At 44.8% G+C, this 17,580-nt stretch carries 14 protein-coding genes; 6 read left to right on the forward strand and 8 right to left on the reverse strand.

What is annotated here, in order from left to right:
• Nucleotides 1-33: 33 nt before the first annotated feature.
• Nucleotides 34-417 carry a globin domain-containing protein gene (locus tag PAENI_RS09025; RefSeq protein ID WP_042191628.1) on the reverse strand — a complete coding sequence of 128 codons (384 nt, stop codon included), beginning with the start codon at nt 415-417 and terminating at the stop codon, nt 34-36.
• Between the two features lie 412 nt (nt 418-829).
• On the opposite strand from PAENI_RS09025, the gene ylbJ reads away from it, so the two are divergent.
• The 4 genes from ylbJ (at nt 830) to PAENI_RS09045 (ending at nt 5,771) form a co-directional block, all read left to right on the forward strand.
• Entirely contained in the window at nt 830-2,092 is a 1,263-nt protein-coding gene (gene ylbJ / locus PAENI_RS09030) for a sporulation integral membrane protein YlbJ (RefSeq protein WP_149645012.1), read from the forward strand.
• 76 nt (nt 2,093-2,168) lie between these two features.
• Entirely contained in the window at nt 2,169-2,972 is an 804-nt protein-coding gene (locus tag PAENI_RS09035) for an NAD kinase (protein ID WP_042191633.1), read from the forward strand.
• Between the two features lie 157 nt (nt 2,973-3,129).
• Nucleotides 3,130-4,311, forward strand: a complete 1,182-nt coding sequence (locus PAENI_RS09040; protein ID WP_188114510.1) for a copper amine oxidase N-terminal domain-containing protein — start codon at nt 3,130-3,132, stop codon at nt 4,309-4,311.
• Between the two features lie 20 nt (nt 4,312-4,331).
• Nucleotides 4,332-5,771, forward strand: a complete 1,440-nt coding sequence (locus PAENI_RS09045; protein WP_149645014.1) for a S41 family peptidase — start codon at nt 4,332-4,334, stop codon at nt 5,769-5,771.
• Nucleotides 5,772-5,899: 128 nt separating this feature from the next.
• Here the strand turns inward: PAENI_RS09045 and PAENI_RS09050 are convergent, their stop codons facing one another.
• Together PAENI_RS09050 and lipA are read right to left on the reverse strand one after the other, a co-directional pair.
• On the reverse strand, nt 5,900-6,517 hold the full coding sequence (locus tag PAENI_RS09050; protein WP_081951311.1) for a YutD family protein: 618 nt from the start codon (nt 6,515-6,517) through the stop codon (nt 5,900-5,902).
• A gap of 308 nt (nt 6,518-6,825) precedes the next feature.
• Complete coding sequence (gene lipA, locus PAENI_RS09055) at nt 6,826-7,731, reverse strand: lipoyl synthase (protein ID WP_042191639.1); 906 nt, start codon at nt 7,729-7,731, stop codon at nt 6,826-6,828.
• Nucleotides 7,732-8,025: 294 nt separating this feature from the next.
• Here lipA and PAENI_RS09060 point away from each other — a divergent pair, with 294 nt between their 5' ends.
• Nucleotides 8,026-9,099, forward strand: coding sequence for a M23 family metallopeptidase (locus PAENI_RS09060; protein ID WP_042194496.1), 1,074 nt, complete (start codon nt 8,026-8,028; stop codon nt 9,097-9,099).
• Between the two features lie 170 nt (nt 9,100-9,269).
• On the opposite strand, the gene PAENI_RS09065 is transcribed toward PAENI_RS09060, so the two are convergent.
• Nucleotides 9,270-10,970, reverse strand: coding sequence for an alpha amylase N-terminal ig-like domain-containing protein (locus tag PAENI_RS09065; RefSeq protein ID WP_149645016.1), 1,701 nt, complete (start codon nt 10,968-10,970; stop codon nt 9,270-9,272).
• Nucleotides 10,971-11,091: 121 nt separating this feature from the next.
• Here PAENI_RS09065 and PAENI_RS09070 point away from each other — a divergent pair, with 121 nt between their 5' ends.
• On the forward strand, nt 11,092-12,123 hold the full coding sequence (locus PAENI_RS09070; RefSeq protein WP_149645017.1) for a LacI family DNA-binding transcriptional regulator: 1,032 nt from the start codon (nt 11,092-11,094) through the stop codon (nt 12,121-12,123).
• 125 nt (nt 12,124-12,248) lie between these two features.
• Here the strand turns inward: PAENI_RS09070 and PAENI_RS09075 are convergent, their stop codons facing one another.
• The 4 genes from PAENI_RS09075 to PAENI_RS09090 form a co-directional block, all read right to left on the reverse strand.
• Nucleotides 12,249-15,188, reverse strand: a complete 2,940-nt coding sequence (locus PAENI_RS09075; RefSeq protein WP_149645018.1) for an alpha-amylase family glycosyl hydrolase — start codon at nt 15,186-15,188, stop codon at nt 12,249-12,251.
• 262 nt (nt 15,189-15,450) lie between these two features.
• Nucleotides 15,451-16,116 (reverse strand): alpha/beta hydrolase, encoded by a 666-nt coding sequence (locus PAENI_RS09080; protein ID WP_149645019.1) that lies wholly within the window; start codon nt 16,114-16,116, stop codon nt 15,451-15,453.
• A gap of 151 nt (nt 16,117-16,267) precedes the next feature.
• Nucleotides 16,268-16,849, reverse strand: coding sequence for a hypothetical protein (locus tag PAENI_RS09085; RefSeq protein WP_149645020.1), 582 nt, complete (start codon nt 16,847-16,849; stop codon nt 16,268-16,270).
• Between the two features lie 18 nt (nt 16,850-16,867).
• Nucleotides 16,868-17,404, reverse strand: a complete 537-nt coding sequence (locus PAENI_RS09090; protein ID WP_149645021.1) for a hypothetical protein — start codon at nt 17,402-17,404, stop codon at nt 16,868-16,870.
• Nucleotides 17,405-17,580 lie beyond the last annotated feature (176 nt).

Below are 17,580 nucleotides of genomic sequence, written 5' to 3' on the forward strand. Positions count from 1 at the left end.
CTCTCATTCCTTTCAGGATCAACCTGTCCCTTATTATTCCTGGGGCATGTTAACAAAATGATGTGCGGGACCTGCAAGACGGCTAAGCACGAACGAACGTAGCGGCTCTTCTACGCCGGTCTCCTCTAGCGCCTCTTTCATACACTGCAACCATTCTTCAGCACGTTCTGGAGTAATGGGAATATGCATATGCCTTGCTCTCATCATGGGATGTCCATGCAGTTCTGAATACAATGGGCCACCGCCAAAAAACTGTGTCAGGAATTGATACTGCTTCTCCAGAACAGGAGAAATGTCTTCAGGAAATAACGGACCCAGCTGCGGATGAAGCTGCACTTTGGCATAGAACACTTCCACCAAACGATGTAGCGCCTCAGCTCCTCCTAGGTTCTCATATATACTCTCATTTGGATTCATTGAGGTTACCAGCTCTCTTCCATATTAATGAAACGTTTCTTACTTTATTATACCAAAAAAAAGCACGGCTCGGATATCCGTCGAAAGTGCCCCTAAACGTCAGAAAAAAGACGCTAAACTATAGTTTAGCGCCTGGATGTTATTGTCAGTAGGTCCGAAATTCTTCATCACCTGCAGGGACGAGAGAGACCCGGATCACATATACAAAAGCACAAACGAGAACTCCGGCTACAACGCTCATCGCCATCACTCCATCCCATTTATTCTTGTAACAGAGGGTGCATTTCTTATTTACATAATATCATATTTCGAACGAAAAAGCACCGATTTATGTAACCGCTTCCTTTATTTTTTTTGTGCTGTTTGTCCTTCTTTTCGCATACATCTAACCATAGATCAGGAGGCGTTAATTATGACTTTTAAAAAGATTGGCGGCCCACTGCTGGGATTAACATTGGCAGGCTGTATGCTGCTGATGTTGCTTCATCCGGAGGCATCCCTTGGCGCAGCCTTACGAGGCCTGGCCATCTGGTGGGATGTGTTATTCCCCTCCCTATTTCCATTCTTCGTCATATCCGAAATCATGCTAGGCCTAGGGATCGTTCATCTCTTCGGTGCACTGCTCGATCCATTGATGCGCCCTCTTTTTGGTATACCAGGTAGCGGCGGGTTTGTCGCTGCGATGGGATATGTATCAGGATATCCTGTTGGCGCTAAATTAACCGCTAAGCTGCGGGAACAGAATCTGATTAGCAGAGTAGAGGGCGAACGATTAGTCGCTTTCACAACCTCCTCTGACCCAATCTTTCTGTTAGGTGCAGTATCCGTTGGTTTTTTTCGAGACGCATCGTTGGGGCTCATCCTAGCCCTCGCCCACTATGGGAGCGGTTTGATTGTTGGCTTGCTAATGTCGTTCCATGGACGCAAAGAACAGAGATCCCCCTCCCAAGACCCATCCATAACTAGTTCTACTGCCCCCTCTTTTCCAGCCAAAAAAGGTTTTGGAAGAATCCATGCAGCACTTCTTGCCATGGAGGAGGCTCGGCGCAAAGATGGACGGAGCTTTGGGGAGCTATTAAAGGGAGCAATCCAGTCCTCGCTAAAGCTTATTATTGTCGTAGGCGGTTTGGTTGTATTCTTCAATGTGCTAATGGAACTGCTAGCCCGTGCCGGTATCCTATCCTCCCTCTTTAACATGACAGGACATCTTGTGTCCCTTGTAGGTGGTCCTCCAGAACTAGCTCAGGCTCTCATTAGCGGATTCTTTGAGGTGACGATCGGTGCCCGTTCAGCAGGTGAAGCCGCAGCTTCCATCCCGCTTCAGTTCAAGGTAGCGGCAGCTGCCTTCATTCTCTCTTGGGGCGGATTATCTGTACATGCCCAGGTGGCAAGTATTCTGAACGGTACCGGGCTGCGGTATCTGCCATTTTTGACTGCACGGCTAATTCACGCCATACTCGCATCAGGATTGGTCTTGCTGCTCTGGAACCCTGTGATGAAAACAGGGCTGTCTACCGCATGGGTATCATTACCAGACTCTGCTGCCTTTACTCCTTCTGCCTCAGGGATCACGGCAAGCCTCGCCCTGCTGAGCCTATTATTAACTGCTGCAATTCTAGTCTCACTGCTTATCCCTGTATTCATGACAATGATTCGATGGGTACGGCGAAGTTGATTAACATATTGTGTTCCGGGTCAAGATTGATTATGATCGGTGTATGACTGAATTATACAAAAGGAGCCTGTACATCTTGAGATATTATGTTCTGGACCGCGGTGATGAACTATCAATCAAACTTGCCGAGCAGTTTCACAAGCTGGCGGCGGAGCGGGACCTGCAACTGGATGCCGAGTCTCCCGAAATCGTCATCTCTATTGGCGGAGACGGCACAATGCTGCACGCTTTTCATACCTTTATCGATCAAATCCCCAATCTAGCCTTCGTAGGTGTGCACACAGGACACTTAGGCTTCTATGCGGACTGGCAAGCGGAAGAGCTACCCACCTTAATCGACTACATGTGCGGAACCGAGGATTCTGAGCCTCAGAAACCTCGTATCGTGAAATATCCGTTGCTTGAGCTGGAAATTCACAAGAAATCCGGTTCTTCGTCCCACATTGCCCTAAATGAATTTACCCTTAAAGGGGTAGATGGAACTATAATGATTCAAGTTGACATCAATGATGTTACCTTCGAAATGTTCCGGGGTGATGGGCTTTGTATTTCTACTCCTTCTGGTAGCACGGCCTATAACAAAAGCCTTGGGGGAGCCATGGTTCACCCATCTATAGAAGCGCTGCAGATTGCCGAAATCGCCTCAATTAACAACCGCGTATTTCGAACAATGGGGTCGCCATTACTACTGCCGAAGCATCACCATTGCGATATTCTTTCATGTAAGGATCAGCGCTTACTACTCACGATAGATCATAACAATATCCCAGTAGATGATCTGATTTCAGTACGCTGCCAAGTATCGGACAAGAAGGTCAGTTTCGCCAGATACCGTCCTTTTCCGTTCTGGAACCGTGTACGTGAAGCTTTTTTAGTTTAAGATTAACCTTCGATCCAACGATTTTCAGTGGCTGGAGATATCCATTTCTCCGGCTTTTTTGTGTGACAAAACTAACACCAACTGATAGACTGAGAGAGAAGCCAAATGGTATAATGAGGCTATTTTACAAAGAGTTACATAAAAGGAGAGAGTACTGTTGAAAAGATTTTTATCCCTCTTAAGCATAAGTCTACTGGCCCTCATACTTGCGGTCCCGGCTTTTGCAGCGAAACCAATTGATGTTTACATTAACGGAAGTAAGGTTTCCTTCACCGCTGGATCCCCATACTTAGCGAACAATTCTGTACTTGTACCTTTCCGGGTTGTCTTTGAGAAGCTTGGACTTCAAGTTCTCTGGGATGCCAAAACTGGAACGGTAACAGGAAAAAGTTCAAATCTTGCGATTACCCTCAAAATTGGCAGTAACCGCGCTACTGTTAACGGAACCGTTAAAAAACTAACCACTGCACCAGTTTCCTCAGCCGGCACTACATACATCCCTTTGCGTTTTATCGCAGAGGCAACCGGGGGCACAGCTGTCTGGAATTCTACCAGTAGAAGTGTACAAATTACTACTCCTGTCTCCAAAGGTAAGGACGAAGCAGCCATTACAGCATTAATCCGTTTGTCTAATCAATATTTCAATGAAGAAAAAGCGACTAGCTTCTACTCCCTTATGGATTCGGAGTACTCTTACACGGAATCAGTGGCCGAACTCAATGAATCTTTTAAAGCTTTTGACATAAAGAATACTATTGATAGCTTGGAAATCCTCGACATTACAGCTGACGAAGCCACTGTGTATACGCTTGAAAGTTCACGCAGAATAGGTGGGGCTTATACTCCAGATACAGAGAATGAATACGTATATACCCTGGTCCGCAAGAACGGAAGCTGGAAGATTTCATCCGTGGAATCCCAAAGCTCGACCGTTCTCCTTACTCGTGAACAAGGTATAAAACCAGCAGCCAACATCCCTCAAAACGATGCGGATGCCATCAAAGGTACTATTAGCAAGTATTATCAAGCAATGAACGAACAGAATCCTACAGCAGTTCTTTCCACGATGACTTCATATGGAGAAGAATATGATTCCTCTCTCAAGGCAGATTTGGATGATTTCTTTGCTTCGTATGATATTACCTATACTCCAGGCATTTCAAATATTTATTATTACAGTGCCAAAGAAGCTGCTATATATGTAGAAAGCAAAGACAAGGAAGCTAGTGAAGAGGAGACTTATGAGCAGGGACTTATCTATATTCTATCCAAGTCGGATACTGGTGTATGGACAATCGATGACACATATAGCATCTACAATAAACTTGTGAAATCCTAATAAAAAGGGTGTTTGATTCCATGAAATCAAAAAAAATAATAAGTGCACTGTTAACCAGCTGTCTAGCTTTATCTATTACATTTGCTCCACTGGCTTCCGCTGCAGATGCCGCTAAAGCTTCCACAGACAACAGTGATCTTATTAATGAAGTAATGAAGCTATTGGAGAACTATAATCTTTCAGATGTAGATAAAGATATTTTGATTCGCGGAGCAATTGACGGCATGGTGAACACACTGGATGATCCATACAGCCAATACTTCAATTCCGAGGAAGCGGCGCAATTTGAACATGCGGTTGATCTCGAATACGTTGGCATCGGTGTTAAACTTCAATATACGCCAACAGAGCTCTACATCGAAGAAATCTCTCCAGGTTCTCCTGCTGAAAAGGCAGGCTTGAAACGCGGCGATACGATTCTCAAAATCAACGGAATACCTGTTGACGAAACGGATGATTCGGAACTAAGTGGAGCCGCTGGCACTAAGGTCACCCTGCTGATCCTCAGAAATGGTGTCACAAAATCTTATGTTGTCACCCGAAATGAATTGAACTCGACTTCCGTTTTTGGAACCCTCATTGGTCCGAAGATTGCCTATATTTCGCTAAGTGGTTTCACACAGAATTCTGATGAAGAATTCGCCGCTATGCTGAAGAAGATGCGTACAGCGGGAATGAAATCCATGGTGCTTGATTTACGTGATAACTTGGGTGGCTACATGGATTCCGCATACAACATTGCCTCTAGTTTTATGGATAAAGGCATCATGATGTATACCTCTGATCAAAGTGGCGCGTTAACTCCTGTAACGATTACTAGTGGCAGCAAAATCGGTGTGCCCGTCGTAATTCTAACCAACGAATACACTGCAAGTGCGTCAGAAGCTCTTACGGGCGCCCTGCGCGACAACAAGCTGGCTACTGTTGTAGGCACTCGTTCTTACGGCAAAGCGCGTATTCAAAGCCTACTTCCAGTGTCTAATGGCGACATGCTGAAATTGACCACGCAGAAATATCTAACACCTAAAAAAGAAGACTTTAATCACATCGGTCTCGCACCGGATATTGAGGTAAAAGGGAAAACTGCACAGTTGATTACCGCCCTGCAGATTGCTGGAATGAAGACTTTAGAAGTCACCGGAGATCATCATATCTTAAATATCAACGGGGTTCCTTTTGCTGGTAATGTTGGTCTTGTGAAGCAGGGCGATAAAACTTATGCTTCATCGCTGGTGCTGGCTGCGCTTGTCGAGGGCGAGATCACCTGGGATGCCAAGAACAAGAAGATCATCGTAAAGAGCGGAACAGGCACATCTACCGGCTTTACGCTTTCCTCCAAAGAGGCGCTATCTCAGAATGGTGAGACCTACATTGAATTAAATGCCTTTAAGAAGAAGTTTCCGGCACTCATATGGAGTTACAATGCTACACAGAAGCAATTGAAATTATCTATAAAATAGATCCATAAGAAAAGGCAGCAATTCTCCAGAGATGGAGGTTTGCTGCCTTTATTACTTGTACATATCTATTCAAAAGAAAAAAGCTGTCTCATTCGTAGAAGGACTCTACTTATGGTCAGCTTTCATCGTTAAGATTGTGGATTTTCTATGTTTTGTGTGTTTTGTGTGTTTTGATTATTTTGAGGCTTTTGTGTGTTTTGGGGTTTTTGGGATTGACCTTGTGGTGGTCTGCTTTGAAATTCCTTTTTGGATTTCTTCCCTTGCGAATCTTTACCCCGGTGATTTCGGCTTTGATGTTCTCTCAAAGGTCTATCCTTAGCAGAAGTCATCTCTTTAAATGCAGCAGATGAATTCGAACCTTGCTTAGATGATGTTTCTTTAGAGGAGAGCTCCTTATCTATAGCCGCTCCATCATTATCTTCAGCTTCTAGCTCCGAATCTTCTTCCTCACTCGGCTCTGGTATTTCTTTGATCAGAATATCCTTGAACAAACCTTCTTGTGGTACCTCTTTTAACTTATGCAACACAAAATATGCGCATCCAAAATTGCAATATTCATTAATATAATCGACCATGCCAGAAATCGCTGTATCCCGATTCACCTTTGGGTGGTTGTCTCGATAAAAACCTTTCAAACGCAGCTGACTGTAACCCCAGTCACCAATAATGTAGTCGTATCTTTCCAGCACTTCGCTATATCTTCCACGAAACGCCTCCGGATTCCAACCATCCTTATGATCTAACATTAGTTCGTAGCCTTTTCCGCCTATAACGATCAAACCTTTTGTCGCCTGCCTTTCTGTGGGGAGGGTGCGTTGATTATACCGTCATTTCCGAGAAATATTGGGCTTTCGGTCGCTGTTGTTGATTAATTTCTTTTATTTGAACCGCATCAGCGGTTGAAATCAATCAACAAAGGCGAACGCTAACGCTCCTACAGCTCCAACATTTCTCTCCAATGACTTAAATCAACGTTTTTTTATGTGTAACCTAGGGGTGGGAGACTCAGATCGCTTCGCTCCTTCAGCCCCCTGCTACCTTGAAAAATAAAAAATTAACTAGAAGAAACCGTGCGCTCCTCACGAGCTTGAGCGGCAGATTTCACCTGCTCATGCGCACGATAAGAGCTGCGAACAAGCGGGGCTGATTCCACATGGCTAAAGCCGCGCTTCAATCCCTCTTCCTTAAGCAGCGCAAATTCCTCTGGTGGATAATATTTCTCCACATTCAAATGCTTTGGAGAAGGCTGTAAGTATTGTCCTAAAGTCAATATATCACAATTTACGGCTCGTAAATCATCCATTGCTTGTAAAATCTCATCCCACTCTTCACCGACTCCAAGCATAATGCTTGATTTGGTAGGAATATCCGGCTTCATTTCTTTGGCTCTGCGCAGCAGTTCCATCGAACGGCGATACTTCGCTTTAGCCCGTACGCGGTCTGACATCCGTTCCACCGTCTCGATATTATGGTTAAGAATGTCCGGATTACTGTTCATAACAATCTCTAGACTATTCCGTTCTCCCAGGAAATCTGGAATCAATACTTCAACACTACATAACGGAAGGCGTTTACGAATTGCCGCTACCGTCTCAGCAAAAATCTGGGCGCCACCATCCGCAAGATCATCACGGGCCACACTGGTCACCACGCAATGGCGAAGGTTCATTCCCTCTGCAGCTTCTGCTACACGTTCAGGCTCCTGCAGGTCCAGCTCTGTCGGCAACCCTGTATTAACAGCGCAGAAACGGCATGCGCGAGTACATATATCACCAAGAATCATAAAGGTAGCCGTTCGATTTGCCCAGCATTCATAAATATTCGGACACCTAGCTTCTTCACATACGGTATGTAAAGTTTTAGAACGCATCATGCTCTTGATTTCCTGATAGTTATCACCGGTAGTTAGCTTGATTCTAATCCAATCCGGCTTAGGCTGCTTTGCTGTTTTATTCGTCAAAATAATAAACCCCGCTTCCTCCTGAATGTGATGCTGCAGATGAAAGATGCTGCCTCATATTATACCATGTGCGCTTTACAATTGCCTGTTTTTGTGAAATATGCAGGGCATCTCAACTTCGATTCCGGCGAAGAATTTACTGGTACCTTTAGACAAGAACGGATAAAAAGTAGCCTTTTGCTTCAATCTATAATAAAAGCTTCATCCGAAGTGCCTACATTCAATTCTACGCCCGGACAAAAGGAGGCTGTTATCTTGTTGGCCCTATTTAAGAATACTAATAACCGGAGAACTATGTTATGTCTGTCCGCGGCCGCTATCCTTTGGGGTGGTTTAGGCCTTCCCGTTCCAGCAGCTGCAGTACAGGCTACAGTCCAACCGGTGGAAAGCAGCGGCAATTCTGTTAATGCTAGCAAAGAATCCATATGGTCTGCCCGTAGGGGGATTTATGATCAACTGAGTGCAGCCACTGGAATCCCTTGGTTTAGATTCGCAGCCATTGATCAATATGAACGCACCATCGCCAAAAAAGGTTCCTCAGACAAACCCGTCACCAACCGTCTTACTGGAATCATGATTCCAGCACCCGTATGGTCCGGTCCACTCAACCCGGATCAGGAGGATACTTCTCCTGAATCCATCACTTTCTTTAACGGCTTCGGTCGTGATGGCTCAGGTGATGGAATCGCCGATCCAGAGAATGATGCTGATGTTCTATATAGTATGGCTAGACACTTACAGAAATATGGTGATTCAGCTAATGATTTCAGCATTGGCATTTGGGAGTATTATCACAATGGTCGTGCCTCTCAGCGCATAGCTCAGTTCGCTAAGCTATATGAACATTTTGGTCGGCTTGACCTATCAGGTAATGCCTTTCCACTTCCCTTAAGTAATTCTTATTCTTATCGTAGCACTTGGGGAACCGGCAGAAGCTGGGGTGGGGCACGTATTCACGAAGGGACTGACCTCTTTGCACCGCAAGGTATGCCGGTACGCAGCACCTGCTTTGGCTTAGTGGAAACTAAAGGCTGGAACCGCTACGGTGGCTGGAGAATTGGAATTCGTGATATCGAGAACCGTTACCATTATTACGCCCATTTATCCGGGTATAACAAATCCATTTCTCGTGGAGATATCGTCTCACCAGGTGAAATCATTGGCTGGGTTGGCAGCTCAGGTTACGGAAATCCAGGAACACAAGGGAAATTCCCGCCACATCTACATTTTGGCATCTACCGTGACCGAGGGATTACTGAATGGGCTTTTGACCCTTTTCCGTTGCTAAAACAATGGGAGAATCAGGAGTATAGAGACCTAAAGAACAAAAATAAAAAAAGTGCTACAAACAAGGAAAAACGCCTTTAGCGTCCCTAAAGGACGGTCAGCGTTTATGCGAGAAATATAAGGATAATGTATAGCGTGAAACTTATACTTTCTTATATTTTTAAAAAGAAACGGCTTCGCCATCCTTTGGAGATGACACCCGTTTCTTGATGAATAAGGCCCCTTCTTTTGAAGAGAGGCCTTATACTATTTTAGTACAACATTAAACATCCAAACGGTTCAATGCTCACTATAAGCTTGTTATTATTTTTAAAAGTAGCTCCTGACAGTAAATCGGTAAGCAAATTCTTATCCGAACGATATACATTAAGCTCAAGCTCGTAAGCGTTCGGAGAATTATTGATAATTAAACCTATCTTCTCTTGATCCATTCCCCGTGTATAACCGAAGACATTACGGACTTCATCCGTGAACCAAGGACGAAACTTACCTTTTCGTAGAATATCACAGCTTTTTCTTAGGAAAATCAGCTCTTGATACCACTTCAGCAGCGCTATATTTTGAGCTTGCTCTTGCCATACCATAGCTTTTCTACAGTGAGGGTCCGTAGCTCCTTCCATCCCAACCTCATCCCCATAATAGATCATCGGAATACCGATATAAGTCATCTGAAAAAAAACTGCCAACCTCATGCGCTGTATTGCCGTACTCTCGCGGTCCCAGCCACGTCCCCCCTCCTTACACGCTGTAAGAAAACGCAACGTATCATGACTGCCAATCAATTGAAACATAGCCGAATTCGCCTGGTCATTATACAAAGCCTCCTGATGGAGTACTTGCTCCATAAAGCGATCTGGCCCTGTTGACTGCTCTGCAAAGAATTCCAGCACGGCATCCCGAAGTACATAATTCATGCCACCATCGAATTGATCCCCTCTAAGCCAAGGCCCAGATGCATGCATTATCTCTCCAATGAGTAGAATTTCAGGAAATTCAGACTTTAGCTCTTGCCGAAAGCGGGACCAAAAAGCCGGGTTGACCTCATTCGCTACATCAAGACGCCAGCCGTCTATTTCTGTTTCACGAATCCAATACTTGGCAACTCCAATCATATAATCTGCCGTCTCGGGATGATCCATATTCAGCTTAGGCATATGCGCTTCAGCTTTAGCGAATGTCTCATAATTCGGGGCAGGCGTCTGTGTTACGGGAAATGAACGAATAAAGAACCAATCTTTATATGGAGACTGCTCGCCTTTTTCCATCACATCTTTAAAAGCAAAGAATTGATCTCCCGAATGATTAAACACGGCATCCAAAATGACCTTAATTCCATGACGATGTGCCTCACTGACTAGCATCTTCAATCCATCTACATCACCAAATGCAGGGTCGATCTTATAATAATCGGAGGTGTTATATTTATGCTCGGAAGGAGACTCAAATACAGGCGTCATGTAAATAGTGTTCACACCAAGCTGCTGTAGATAAGGTATTTTGTCCGTAATGCCTTTTAGAGTTCCACCATTGTAGCTGCTAGGATAAATTTGATAGGTCACCGCATCCTGGCTCCATAACGGTAACTTCAAAGCCTCAGAATGGTGAAGATATGCATATTGAAAAGAACCTGCTCGTTCCCGATTCTCCGACGCGCCCCTCTCTCCATACCAGATATACTGCCCCGCAGCATTCGCTATATGGAATAGATATCTGCTTCTTCTAGTACTGGTCTGAATAATTGCTTCGTGAATCTCATAAATACCGGCCGACCCAATCCGCTCCATCTGCAAAGGAACTTCTTGCCCCGGAGAATCATAACGATCCGAGTGGATTACGGTACAGGATAATTGCTGTCCAGCTTGTGTAAATAATCTGAGCTTCAGGGTCCCTGTACCTACAGGATAGGCAAATGGATCTTCACTTGTATGATATACAAACCATGATTGAGGCATAACTTATGGACTCCTTCTATACTTTTATCGTTCTATCTATCTGTTCATACATCATTAGAGAGACTGCTAAATTTGTGTTATTATGGTTACAAATACCGTTTTCAAGTTATGAGGGACGACGATGAAAGTAACGATTTCTGATATTGCTAAAGCAGCCAATGTGGCTAAATCTACTGTATCTAAAGTACTAAATGATTCCCCAAAAATATCACAGGAAACGAAACAAAAGGTTCGAGAGATTATGAAGCAAATGAACTACACGCCAAGCAGTATCGCTACTGGGTTAGCTAGACAAAGCAGCTGCAATATTGGCTTACTGGTCGATATGTCTAAAGAAAGTGAGTTTCTGAACCAATTCTTCTACAACATTATTGGTGGAATCGAGAGCGTAATTGCACCTTTAAAATACGAGCTGACCATTTCCAATGTGCAACATAGCAGTCAAGAAGGCCATTTTCTAAATAGGCTTGTGTTTAGCAAACGTGTCGACGGTATTATTGCCAACAACTCCGTGCTGACTGAAGAGCTATCTGAAGAACTGAATCAACTGGAGTTTCCTTACATCTCCATTGGAGAGATTATGACCCCCGGAAGTTGGGTTGATTTCGATAATGAAGCAGGCGGCAACATGCTGACCGAGCATCTCATCGAACAAGGTTATTCAAAGATAGCCTTCATAGGCGGGCAGCAGCAGGAAAAAATTTATACACATCGCCTAAGTGGATACTTAAGCGCATTACAGCAGGCTGACCTTACCGTTCCTCAGCAATGGATCATTAACTGCAAGGCTGATGAACATGATAGCTATCATGCTGCACTTGAGCTTTTGCAGCGTGAAGAACGGCCAGACTCTGTGGTGTGTATGAACAGTTATGTAGCCTTTGGGGTGCTTCAAGCCGCAAAAGCACTCGGAATTGATGTTCCATCTGAACTCGGCATCGCCGCTTTCGATGAATATCCGCTGTCCCGTTATACAACACCTCCTTTAACTTCGCTTAATATCGATACGTTTAAGCTGGGTGTATCTTCAGGGCAGCTGCTGATGGAGCGCATTCGTGGCAATGATGCGCCCCACAAGCATTTGCTACTAGAGCCAGAACTAATTCCTCGTGAATCCACGATGAGAGCTAAATTCTCTGGAGCAACTTCATAATTGGACTACTTTTCTATTGTATCTTCTACAATGAAAAAGCTTCGTACTACTTACCAAGGAGCGGCCCCACACGGGGGGCCGCTCCTTGGCATGTGAAAGGTATTTTGATCCACTCTTATAGTAACTTATAGATCTTTCCAACGCTGCACGGTCAGGTTCACTGTTTGTGCGCCGCCTGCTGGAGTAAGCGTTCGATTGGAAATGTCCGATCCGTTCGAGTTTACCTCCACATTAGTCCAAGCGCCCCGCGTAACTTTATATTGCACCGCTGTCCCTGCTGGTAAGCTCAGTGTGATGGAATACACCCCATCACTACCTTTAGTCAGTTGATAGGCTGGATCCGCTGCATTCCAGCTGTTGAAGGTACCGGTAAGATACACAGGTCCGCTCGCCGGAGTAGACGCTGGAACATTTACACGAAACGTCACACTGTCTGCTTGAGGTTCCCCTGCGCTGATACTTCCGTTCACCAGACTCCAGGTTCCAGCATCAAAATGGTAATTACTGCTGCCGTTGTTATCCCATGTACCACTGCCATTATTAAAGGCTGCGGTCAGTCCGGATGCAGTGCCCAGCTGAATTGTAATCGACTTATATCCTGGGAAAGAAGAAGCTTGAAGCTGTTCACCAGGAGCCGTCGTCCAGACTGTCCCCCCATCCAGCTTGTAATGAATGTAAGAGCTGCTGTAAGCCGTATTCTTATAATAGATCGTTGCAGTGTTGCCAGTCGGTGTAGTCGTTGGTGTTGGGGTTACCGTTGGCGTTGGTGTTGGGGTTACTGTCGGCGTTGGTGTCGGTGTTACCGTTGGTGTTGGTGTCGGTGTTACCGTTGGTGTTGGTGTCACTGGTCCACCCGATGTAATACTTCCTGTTGGCGTATAAGTCCAGGTTCCAGTACCGAATAGATAGTTGCTTCCCCCGTTACTGTCCCATGTGCCACTGCCGTTGTTAAAGCATGCTTCAAGCTGGCTGGCGGAACCGATATTAATCGTTATTTTGTTGTATCCGGCTACATCAGATACAGGTATAGCCACACCCGGAGATGTCGTCCATGTACCTCCTACTGGGCGATAATGAATATAAGGCGAGGTATAACCTTGCTTATAGTAAATCGTGACACTGTTCCCTGCTGGTGTTGTAATAGACGCAATCGCACTAAGAAGAGATAGATTGCCTGCGGCATCAAATGCTTTTACCGTGTAGTTATAGGTAGTGCTAGCGGATAAACCATTGTCCGTATAGGAAGTAGTCGTCGTTGTGCCTACCTTGACACCATTACGATAAACTTCATATCCAGTTACGCCTACGTTGTCGGTAGAAGCCGTCCAGCTGATCAAAGCGCTAGATGCATTCTGAACAGTTGCCGTTACATTAGTCGGAGTAGTTGGAGGAACTGTTTCTGATGGTTGTTGTTGTTTCGCATAGATTTTGGCTGAATTCGCACCTACACTTACAGTAATTTGCTTTCCAGTTACTCCGCCTGATTGTACAGTCACTGTATCTGCAGTATTCAGCTGATTATACAAAACTGTTCCTGCGGTCAAACTACTCTCGGCGCGCAGCGGGATGGTTACCGTTTGCGAACCATTAGATTGATTACTAAATACAGAGATAGCTTCTTGACCTTGATTAGTTCCAGTGTCGATACGACGTGAGAAGGCATATAAGTTCTGTGCAGCCCACATTTCACGTTGAGTACCTGTACGTAATGCTGGGTTATTTTTACGAATCTCATTAAGTTTGGCTACATGCTTGTAGGTGCTGGCATTTTCATTAAAATAGTTCTCAATCACGTTTCCGCTTGCATCCCGTTTCACCATAGACCAACGGTTCCAAGTATCCGCAATACCGCCTGTCATGATCTGACTGTTGCCATTGCCTTTGTTCTGCTCTGTTCCTTGGAAGACAACCGGTGTTCCACGAACTGTAAAAATAAAGGTTAAAGCATTCTGCAGCTTATCAACGCTTCCCCCGGCTTCCGTTAGAAAACGGTTGCGGTCATGATTGTCGATAAAGGTAACCATGTGATTGGCATTCCCGTTGTAGTAGAAATCCTGTGCCAAGGTGCTTTTGATATTGGACTCAAAAGACTGTCCATAAGCAAAGCTGTTAAGTACGGAGAAGAACATTGGGAAATCGAGCATGCCCCATTCCTTATTGTTTCCGACCCAACGTGAGACAAATTCAGCATTTCCGTCGAAATTCTCGCCAAATGTATTAACGCCCAGATAATTTTGTAGTTCACCAATATCTGTTGGCTTCATCAGCTTGGCAGCATCCACACGCGCACCGTCAGCGCCTGTATAATCAAACCAACCTTTGATGGAATCGAATATCGCCTGCTTAGCCGCAGGAACATCGAAATCAATGTCATCTAGCCCGCCCAAATCATGATTCTCTAAGTAATCCTGTGCCCACTGATCATATCTTCCATCCGCTAGAGACCAGTTAATATCTCCATTATGGTGGTACCATGCTGGATTATTGAACGGAGCCACTGGCTGCAATGATGGGATATCATAATAGGCTTGGGAACCTAGCATATAATCACCGACGTGGTTTGGCACAACGTCAATCACTACTTTGATGTCAAGCGCATGTGCGGAATCCACAAGCTCTTTCAGCTTCTCCTTCGTTCCGAAGTATGGATTGGCAGCGTTAGGGTTCTTAACGTTGTATCCGTGATAGGCTGTATTTTTACCGGTACCGTTGTTTTCCCGGTTAGTCATTTGTGGCTCAGCCACTGGGGAAATCCAAATCGCGGTATAGCCCATATTTTTAATATATGATAGCTTATCGATAATCCCCTGCCAGTCTCCGCCTTTCATATAACGGAAATCTTCCTCAGAGTTTTCTCCATAGCGAATTGCCGCACCAGTAGCATTGTTGGAAGTATCTCCATCATTAAATCGGTCAACCATAATCTGATAAATAGTGTCGTTCTCATTAATCGTGCCGATGCTTGCCGCTTCAGCTTTTTGCGGTGTTAAGACAAACAAATTAATCACGGTAGAAAGAAGAATAGATGTAATTAGAACGGGTACATACCATAACCTACGTTTCATTGCGTGCATCTCCCTCTCTTATTAAAGCGTATTTATAACACTCTAAAACCTACTTCCTTGATTAAAAACCAAGCCCGCCCAGTGATGTCTCTAATGTTTTTAACGTCTTTAACACAAAAACAAATAATTTTAGGGAAACCGGTTTCCCAACTAAAAATTACCATGATTGTGAATGCGTTGTCAAGCTATAAAAAATAAAATGCCCAAGAAAAAGAGCCTCCTTATTGGGGGCTCTTTGGGGTTCATTATTCACCTTATTTGCTTAGCTTCCTACACTCTGAATAAAATGCAATACTTCATTCATAATCCGGTCCTTATCTTCACAATGACAAACCATATGACCACTGTTATCCACCATTATCACCTGTTTTTGGGCTGTAGGAATCGTATGCTGCAGGAAGTCAGCGCTTCGAGTCTTCACCAGATGATCTCGCTTACCCTGCACGATCAAGGTTGGAGTCTCAATATGCGGATAGATTGAAAAACTCTCCCGGACCAATCGTTGGAACTCTCTCGTCGCCCTTGGGGGCGTTGAAGTGAATTTATTAATATACGTTTTTAGCATGGAAAAGCTCCCAAGAGTCTTAAGAATCTCAACGGGATTCAGCGGAAATACGGGTGTGGACAATAAAGTAAGGGATTTGATCCAGGGTTTATACCGTACAGAAAGATGTGAAGCAATAAGGGCACCGGTAGAAAAGCCGATCAGATGAACAGCTTCATCCGTCTTTAACAGCTCTGTCAATTCATCTTCAGCACTCTGTTGCCAATCATGTCGATCCGAATGCAATAAATCATTCCTGCTCCCCCCATGCCCTTTCAGGGTAAACGTTCTGGAACGGTAATTATGCTGCTCCATAAACTGGGACAAGGGAGAGATCTCATGCTCACCTCCGGTAAAGCCATGAATAAATAAACAACTTTCCATAATTGTCCCTCTTTTCACATTCCAATCTGACTTGCAACTTTATTGTATAATGCCAATCCCCTTTATTTTCTATACATTCCATCCTTTTATGTAAAACCTCAACCCAAGTGATGTCAAGGTTCAGCTCTGTGAATGGTTCGCAGCAAGAACGCTATTGTTCCCACCAAAGAAGACCCAACGCTGAGGTAATCGTTAAACCTATGGCGGAGCTGGATGAGGTTACGTTAGCACAAATAGCAGTCCCAGGCGGGACAATGATGCTGCCCGTAAAGTTCTGTGTGAAAGCCCCCGGTGCCAATTGATAATTGAAAAGCGTCGTTCCCCCGCTAATGGCTGCTGTGGAAGACTGAACGGTCATCGCACTCGTCGCCGAGCTGCCCAAATTATTATTCGTTGGCGTTAAGGTTGCTGGTGAAGTTACCGTCCCTCCTTTTACAATTGTAAAGCTACCCGACATTGCAGATAGTAGAGAAGAACCGCCAATACTGCCGCTTATACGTGAGATATAAACAGTTTTTCCACTGCCTGAAGCATTACTAATCCGAATAGAAGCGATTGCGGAGATTAGACTAAGTACGACCAAACTAGACGCAGATGTGTTAGTTGAATACAAGACTGCAGCCTGCGAAGCGCTTATTTCAGGCGGCGCGCTAATATCTGGCGCTTGGAAGGTGTTCACCATATCCACATAAAGTGGTTGATCGTTGTCGTTAAATACAAATTGATTTGGCATATTTATCCCCTCCTGTTTCTAATATTCCCACCAGCTGATAGACGTTGTCGCCGCTGATGACCCCGATGCAATCGTTACGGAGGTAGTGATGGAATTTCCGGGAGGAACAACAATTTGTCCTGTAAAATCAACAATGACCGGACCGACCGCCAGCAATAGAGATACTAGAGTAGCCGGACCTCCAGTAGGCGCAGCCGTCGAGGTTCTTGCTGTCATAACACTGGTTAACGCACTGCCAAAATTATAATTAATCGGTGTGACGGTAGTTCCGGTAACCGTAGCGTTCCGAAGTAGTGATAAAGTAACCGCCGCCGTCGCTGAGCTGGCAGTAACACGGGATACATATAAGGTACGTCCGCTTCCTCCCGGATTACTAATCTGAATAACTAACGGGGCAGCCGTCGTTACCGTAGAAGTAAATGGGATTCCAAACAATAACCCCGCCTTAGCTGCTCCCCCCTCAGGAGCTGAATCTATACCAGGTGCAACATAAGTATTGACTTGTTCTGTAAAAAGTGGCTGGCTACTCTGATTGAATATTGAGTCGTTCGGCATGAGTTATCCTCCCCGTACTTAAGCTTATTCTATTTTATGCCACACTCAGTAACAGGTTGTGGGAATGTGCGTATATTGCTTTTTCTGCCCAATCACCCCCTATTTCCCACCATATATTAATATCACACCATTCGAATGGCTAAGGATTGTCCCTATCGGTTTGCAGCTTATTGGAC

The sequence above is a fragment of the Paenibacillus sp. B2(2019) genome, assembly GCF_008370385.1.
Lineage (GTDB): Bacteria > Bacillota > Bacilli > Paenibacillales > Paenibacillaceae > Paenibacillus_AQ.